6 protein-coding genes are annotated in these 5,951 nt (G+C 60.5%); 3 read left to right on the top strand and 3 right to left on the bottom strand.

From position 1 onward, the window contains the following. Positions 1-3: 3 nt before the first annotated feature. Both GSQ89_RS40500 and GSQ89_RS37805 read left to right on the top strand, forming a co-directional pair. Entirely contained in the window at positions 4-234 is a 231-nt protein-coding gene (locus tag GSQ89_RS40500; RefSeq protein WP_371734341.1) for an RES domain-containing protein, read from the top strand. A gap of 184 nt (positions 235-418) precedes the next feature. Beyond that, positions 419-1,567, top strand: a complete 1,149-nt coding sequence (locus GSQ89_RS37805) for an HNH endonuclease (protein WP_158933257.1) — start codon at positions 419-421, stop codon at positions 1,565-1,567. Between the two features lie 680 nt (positions 1,568-2,247). Here the strand turns inward: GSQ89_RS37805 and GSQ89_RS37800 are convergent. After that, positions 2,248-3,351, bottom strand: coding sequence for a DMT family transporter (locus GSQ89_RS37800; protein WP_254073564.1), 1,104 nt, complete (start codon positions 3,349-3,351; stop codon positions 2,248-2,250). Positions 3,352-3,538: 187 nt separating this feature from the next. Between GSQ89_RS37800 and GSQ89_RS40495 the strand changes: the two genes are divergently transcribed. Next, positions 3,539-3,790 (top strand): Ada metal-binding domain-containing protein, encoded by a 252-nt coding sequence (locus GSQ89_RS40495; protein ID WP_216856649.1) that lies wholly within the window; start codon positions 3,539-3,541, stop codon positions 3,788-3,790. Positions 3,791-3,815: 25 nt separating this feature from the next. On the opposite strand, the gene GSQ89_RS37790 is transcribed toward GSQ89_RS40495, so the two are convergent. Then, a complete protein-coding gene (locus tag GSQ89_RS37790; RefSeq protein WP_216856644.1) occupies positions 3,816-4,400 on the bottom strand; it encodes an AAA family ATPase in 585 nt (194 codons plus the stop codon). A gap of 264 nt (positions 4,401-4,664) precedes the next feature. After that, entirely contained in the window at positions 4,665-4,946 is a 282-nt protein-coding gene (locus tag GSQ89_RS37785) for a hypothetical protein (RefSeq protein WP_158933256.1), read from the bottom strand. Positions 4,947-5,951: the final 1,005 nt, after the last annotated feature.

Below are 5,951 nucleotides of genomic sequence, written 5' to 3'. Positions count from 1 at the left end.
CCATTGCCGTCCGGCGTCCCGCGGACGTATCGCCGCGGCACGTTCAGCGACGACCGCCTGTGGCGGGTCGTGGCTCCGAAATGGTCGGTATCTCCCAACAGCACGATGGGGGCGGCTTATCACGGAGGCCGTTGGAACCGGGCAGGCTGCGCCGCCCTTTACCTTTCGGAAGTCTTCTCCGAGGTCTGCCAGTCGCCACAACGGCGGCGCTCCAGCATTAGATTAATGGCTTGAAGCGAGTCATCAGATGGGAGCCACTTCAAAGCCGATTTTCACTCAAGGAGCTTCATAGGCTGGCCCACGCGGCGTTAATGACATAGACGTATCAATAACATTTACGACGTCGTCTCGGCGACGTACGAGGCGCGACCATCGACTGCACACCGGTGGCCGGGTGCAACTGTCTTGGAGGGGGCCTTTGTCCACCCCGATCGACTTCTTGGCCCCTAGGACGTGCTTCCTGACCCCGATCCCGGAGTTGGATGAGGCTGCTGACTTGCTGAGCCAAGCCGCCGACGGTCTGCTGGCGGGAAACCCGGCGTTCGCGCGGGACCTCATCAAGCGGGCCGATATGCCTGCCGTCCGCGCCTACGCATCCAGCGTAATGGGCCGTATAAGCACCGACATCCACCGTTACCGGACCATCGCGGGCCTTCCTGACATTGTAGCCCGCCCCAACAAGACGAAGATCCGCAGGCTTCAGCCACTCGAGGAGATGGCTGTCTTTGAACGGGACGGGTTCCGGTGCCGTTATTGCGATTGCCGCGTCGTGATTTCGCAAGCGCGCAGGATCATGATGTTGGCCGCCCCCGAAGAACTTCCGTGGGGCGCGAGGGACAAAGACCGGCACGCGGCATTTTACGCGCTCACCGCGGTCGCGGACCACTTCGTGCCGCATGCGCGAGGTGGCACCAGTGAACCTGGCAATCTCATTACCACGTGCCAGCCTTGCAACTATGGAAAGGGCGACTCACTCGTTGAGCAAGTCGGCCTGATAAATCCTTGGGCGCGTCCGCCGATCTGCGACGACTGGGATGGATTGCGCCGCATGCTCTCCCACACGAGCCGGGCGTCGACACGGAAACGCGGTCCCGCCGATGGGGTGAGGAGTGGAAAGTCCGCCGCGAGTGACACAGCCCTGCAAGACGGTGCCTCCATCGAAAACGTGTCTCGCGACGACTGGTTCTCAGCCCTTAACCGCTCGCATCGGCATCTGTCGACGCGCCTGCTGGCGTTCCTTGAGGAGAGCAAGGATCTGAAGGTGACTTGGAGCCTGAGGAAGGCTCTGATCGTCCACATGAGCGTGGGCGACAGGAAACTCGCCATCCTCGGGATCGACCGGGATGGCGGAGTCGAGGTTCCCTGGGACATCACTGGGCACAAAGAGAAATTTCGGCAGTTCGCCCACGCCCTCGAACGCGCGATCCCGGGAGCCTTGGCTTATGAGACGAAGCATTGGTGGAGGGTCAAGAAGAACGGGCGAAACCTCGAGCTATCGGAATTGCTCGATGATCTGTCGGCCCTAAGGGCGGCTTTTGAGGACCTCCACGCTGCGCTGGCGGATTGATCCGGGACGGGAGATCCGCACGACGCTCTCCATGGCATGCTCGCCTCCGTCCGCGAGGGGCGGTTCAGGTGGCAGTGCTGTCTGCCGTGACGGAAGCACTTGGCGACCGTTGATCTTGGGTTTTCCGGCGGGAGGACATAGCCGTTGCAGCCCGGCAGGGTGGGTTCGGCTCCCTGGAACAAAGCATCAGGAGCCGCGATTGATATGCAGGTCCTGAGCAACCGCCGCGTGTCCAGACATAGTCGCGTCGTTGCCCAGCGAGGGTACCAAAACGAGGTCTACGTCGAGCGCCCGGTAAGGGGTCTCCCCCGAGCCGTTGACAGAAATCCAAGCAGATCCCGAACCCGACCAGGATGTGGCCAAGGACGAGGATCCACAGGTCTTCTCCCCTGCGAATGTTTTCTGTTTTGGGACCGGCCCTCCATGGAATTCGCTTCAGCTGGCCGGGGAGTGACCGGCCGTTTCGTTCACGAAGCCCGCCTCATTCGCCTGATGCCAAGAGCCTGCCACGACGACCGATAGGTCGTGACGTTCCGCAACGACGTCGTCCCAGGCTAGCCAGATTGATCGAAAGTTCCGGAAAAACAAGCGCGAAGCACTTGTCGGTGTGCGCTTGAGCGACACTTGAGCTGAGCGGTCCTTTTCCCGGATAAGGGTGAGCGCCGTTCTGCAACGTGATCTCAATCGACCCGGCTTTGCCTGCAGCGCGGCAGAGGTTGATGTGGCGCAGTCTCAGGGCATGGCGGAGACAGCACCGGGCGACTGCCCGGTCTGGGAAGGTCGACGACCCCGATCGGTAGGAACTCAACGTTCTCCGGTGCACCTACCGCCACCGCCGCTGCCTTGCATGCCGGATTACGATCCGGTGTCGGGAGGTTGAACGCCCAGTTCAGTGCCCGCCCGTCGATAGCTATCAGACCCAAGGCGATCGACAACATGCCAACCACCTGATCGGTGGAAAGTGTCTCGCCCAGGACCAAGCCGCCAAGCAGCACAGCGGTGATAGGGATAAGCAGGGTCACGAGAGAGGTATTCGTCGCTCCTGCGGTGGCAAGGAGGCGGAAAAAGACAACGTAACCCAGCGCGGTCGACACCACTACCAACCCAGCCATCGACATCCAGACGGGCGCATCTGGGACGGCCAACTGCCATGGCGATTCCAGCAACATCATCAGTGGAAACGCCATCACCGCCGTACAGGTCATTTGCCCCAATGCGCCCGCGACGGGCGGAATGCTCAGGCGGCGAAAGCGCTTCCCCAAGGCATTCGCACAGCCATACGACACTGCCGCGCCGAGACATGCGGCGATACCGATCGGAGAAACATCCGAGGCAGGCTTCGCGCCGAGACGGAACAGGATGGCGACACCGATCAGCCCGAGCGCCATGCCCAAGAGCTTCGCCAGGCTCAGCTGCTCATCCGAGCTGGTCAGGCGAATGGCGGCGATCGAGAAGATCGGCGTCGTAGCAATGATTGCCGAAGCGAGACCACTCGGGATCATGGTCTGCCCCCAAACGATCAATCCCGCGGGGATAAGGTTGTTGAGCAGACCCATGCCCGCGAAGGACAGCCAGCTCCTCGTGTCACACGGGATCCGAATGGAGCGGGTGCGGGCATACAAATAGACGAGCACGCTCGCTGCCGCGAACCGGACGAAAACAATGGTCATAGGCGGCAGCGCGGCAACCGCAACCTTGGAGAAGAAGAAGGAACCACCCCACAGCACGGAGAGGATCAGCAGGAGAGCCCAGTCTGTGCGGGACATCGAATTGGAATTGGTCACGGGAGCCTCGCCGCGGTTGCATCCCGAGAAACATGCGCGGCGCCGCGGCATCGGTCTCGCTGAAATCGGACCTCATCATCTCGCCAACGCGGGGTGCGTGATATGCCCTGCCCGTGAGCCCTCAGGAGAAGATGCTACCCGAACGGGCGTGGTTCGCGCGTGACCCCACGTTCGACGGTCGGCTTTTATCGGCGTCCGCGCGCCCAGGCGCTATTGCCTGTGCATTTGTCCGATCAGGCTGCCGTTTCGGCGCGATGTCGAATTTCTGCCGAGCGTAACCACCATTGAGGCAGCGGCCTACCGCCCCCGCCGGAGTTGTCGGCCTGAGAGGGCTCCGTTTTCTCCCGCTTGGAAGGGCAGCCTGACGACCGTTGGCGAGGATCGGCGACCATCAACGAGGTCGCGTGACGCGGCACGGCCCGGGCAGGCTGGGTGCTAACTGGCACTCGCCTCGTGAATAAACGCTACGATGGGTTATTTGCATCAGTTAGACGCAGGATCTCGTCGACGACACGCGCGAGCGGTGCGGTGGCGTCGATGATGATGCCGTTTTTGGGAATGTCTTCTTTTGTCTGATGAAGGCGCACGGCCAGTTCCCATTCCTCCGGCTTTCCGCCCCAGTCAGTTGGATCCAGTGCCACGCGCTCAGCAATCCGCCGCTTCATGGTGTTCAGGTCAACCTCCAGGACAAACACGCCATCAAATGACTCGACGAATTTGGCGAAATTCCTTGCGTCACCGCAGAAAAAGGTGACCGCCTCGTCCTGGTTTTTGACGAGCGTCTGGACTTTTTTGATATTCCAAATGTGGTGTTTGGATATCCAGGCAGCCGTCGGTGTTGCCGTTTCCGGCGCCGCGGACAGACCTGTTTCCGGATCGCCTCGATATACCAGTTCCCGGTCACCATGAATGGCGTGGTAGCCGCGCCGCTGCAATTCCGTGCAGACCGTTGTTTTGCCCGCCCCGGAAACGCCGCCAATCAGGTAATTTCTCCTGCCCATGGCTCGACGATACCTCTTTCGCCTGGGATGGTGATAGGTCGTGTTCATGCCGTGGAGTGCAGCTCCAGCTGGCACCTCTGGGGCGCTACAAAGCCCGCTGTGCCGATAGCCGCGGTTTGGTTTTCCACCAACTTTTGCCCTTCTATCTGGGCCATGCCGGGTAACAAGTGTCAGATCTTGACCACTCGCCGCTAGACGAAGCCCTCCGCAACCAACCAGTGTGCTGCCCGCCGAGTAACCGTCGAGAGGGAGGTTTCTCACACCACGTGCCTGATTGGGGTCAAGAGGAACCGAATCGATATCGAGTGTCGTTTATTCGGGTGCCATCTGTACGGAGATGCGCCTTGAGAGGCCATCGGCGACCTCAGTGTCCGTAAGTTCTACGCAATAAAGTTCGGCAGCTCCCTCAGGACTCATGCCACTGACGATGCCCTCGATGGCCACGTCGACGATCAATGGATCCCTCAACCCGCGCTTGGGGTGAAAAAAGGAGGCAGGAAGCTGTTCGATGTCAACTAATTGCTCTGGAGCAAGCCAGGAGCGCCAGCAAATCAGACGTAAGAACCAATCATCCCACCCATCCCTGATACGCAATGTTAGCTCCTGTAAGCTTCGGCTCGTAGCCAACTCACGGAACCGACCCGCAAATCGAACTCGCCCGGCCATCGAGCATAGCGCAAAAGTTGGCTGCCTTGCCGAACTGTCCGATCGGATTCACCACCGGCAGAGAACGGGCACAGCGCTGGAGTGCAGATACGGCCACCCAACGCTCCGAAAGACTTAGCCCACCAAGGGGGTTCGAGAAGCGCCTCAATGCCCCGCTCAGCGGTCTGATGCCGGGGCATCCCAGTCAATGCCGCGCGGGACGCGAAGGGCACTTCAAGGTCGGCGTGAAGGGACCTCCCGTTTCCTGTAAGGCGGCCAGGTCTGTCGGCGCTGAACTTCGCGATGGGAACCTGCGCGGAGCGTAACATATCGAGGAGGCGATCCGTTCGGGGGGGCGGACGGAGTCCACTCGAGACGGCTTCGAGACCTTCTCGCTTCCTATTGAACCAGGGGATCCGGTAGCAGCGAAACCAAAAAATGCACTTCGGAGCATCTTTGGCTCCAAGAGGGTCTAGACCCCAAGGACGCTGCCCTTCCATATACCCAAAGCGCCCCTACTGGGACGGCGAAAGTGTTCCATACGTTGATGCTGCTATACAGTATAGCCGTCGCCTCGCGTTGGCTGGACGACCCACTCGCCCTTGAACGGGTTGTAGAGCCCTGGCAAAGGGAACTCTTCATGGATCTGCTCAAAATGTGACGAGTTGCCGGTGGCAATGATTGCGTCCTCGGCGATCGCGATCGAAGCGATCAGGAGGTCGGCTGGCGTCTTGCGTTTCTTCTGTCGTGGGTCGACGGCAAGGAAATTCCGCCGTCTCGTGCATCTTCGCGAGCAGTAGAGTTGCCGGAACTCCGAGCGAAACAACATGCATGCCGCTGATTGCCAAGAACGCGTCCAGCTAGCGCTGGGTTTCCTGGGCGTATTCTGGTTGGCTGGGCATCTGGCGCTCGATTCCGCATTGAATTTCAGCGATTGTGATCACCGTCGTGGCC

Source organism: Acidisphaera sp. S103 (assembly GCF_009765975.1).
Taxonomy (GTDB): Bacteria; Pseudomonadota; Alphaproteobacteria; order Acetobacterales; family Acetobacteraceae; genus Rhodopila.
This window is presented reverse-complemented; position numbering and strand designations above follow the sequence as displayed.

Excerpts from the sequence above, each read along its gene's own strand:
- GSQ89_RS37790 (WP_216856644.1), bottom strand. The coding sequence starts at position 4,400 with ATGAACACGACCTATCACCATCCCAGGCGAAAGAGGTATCGTCGAGCC.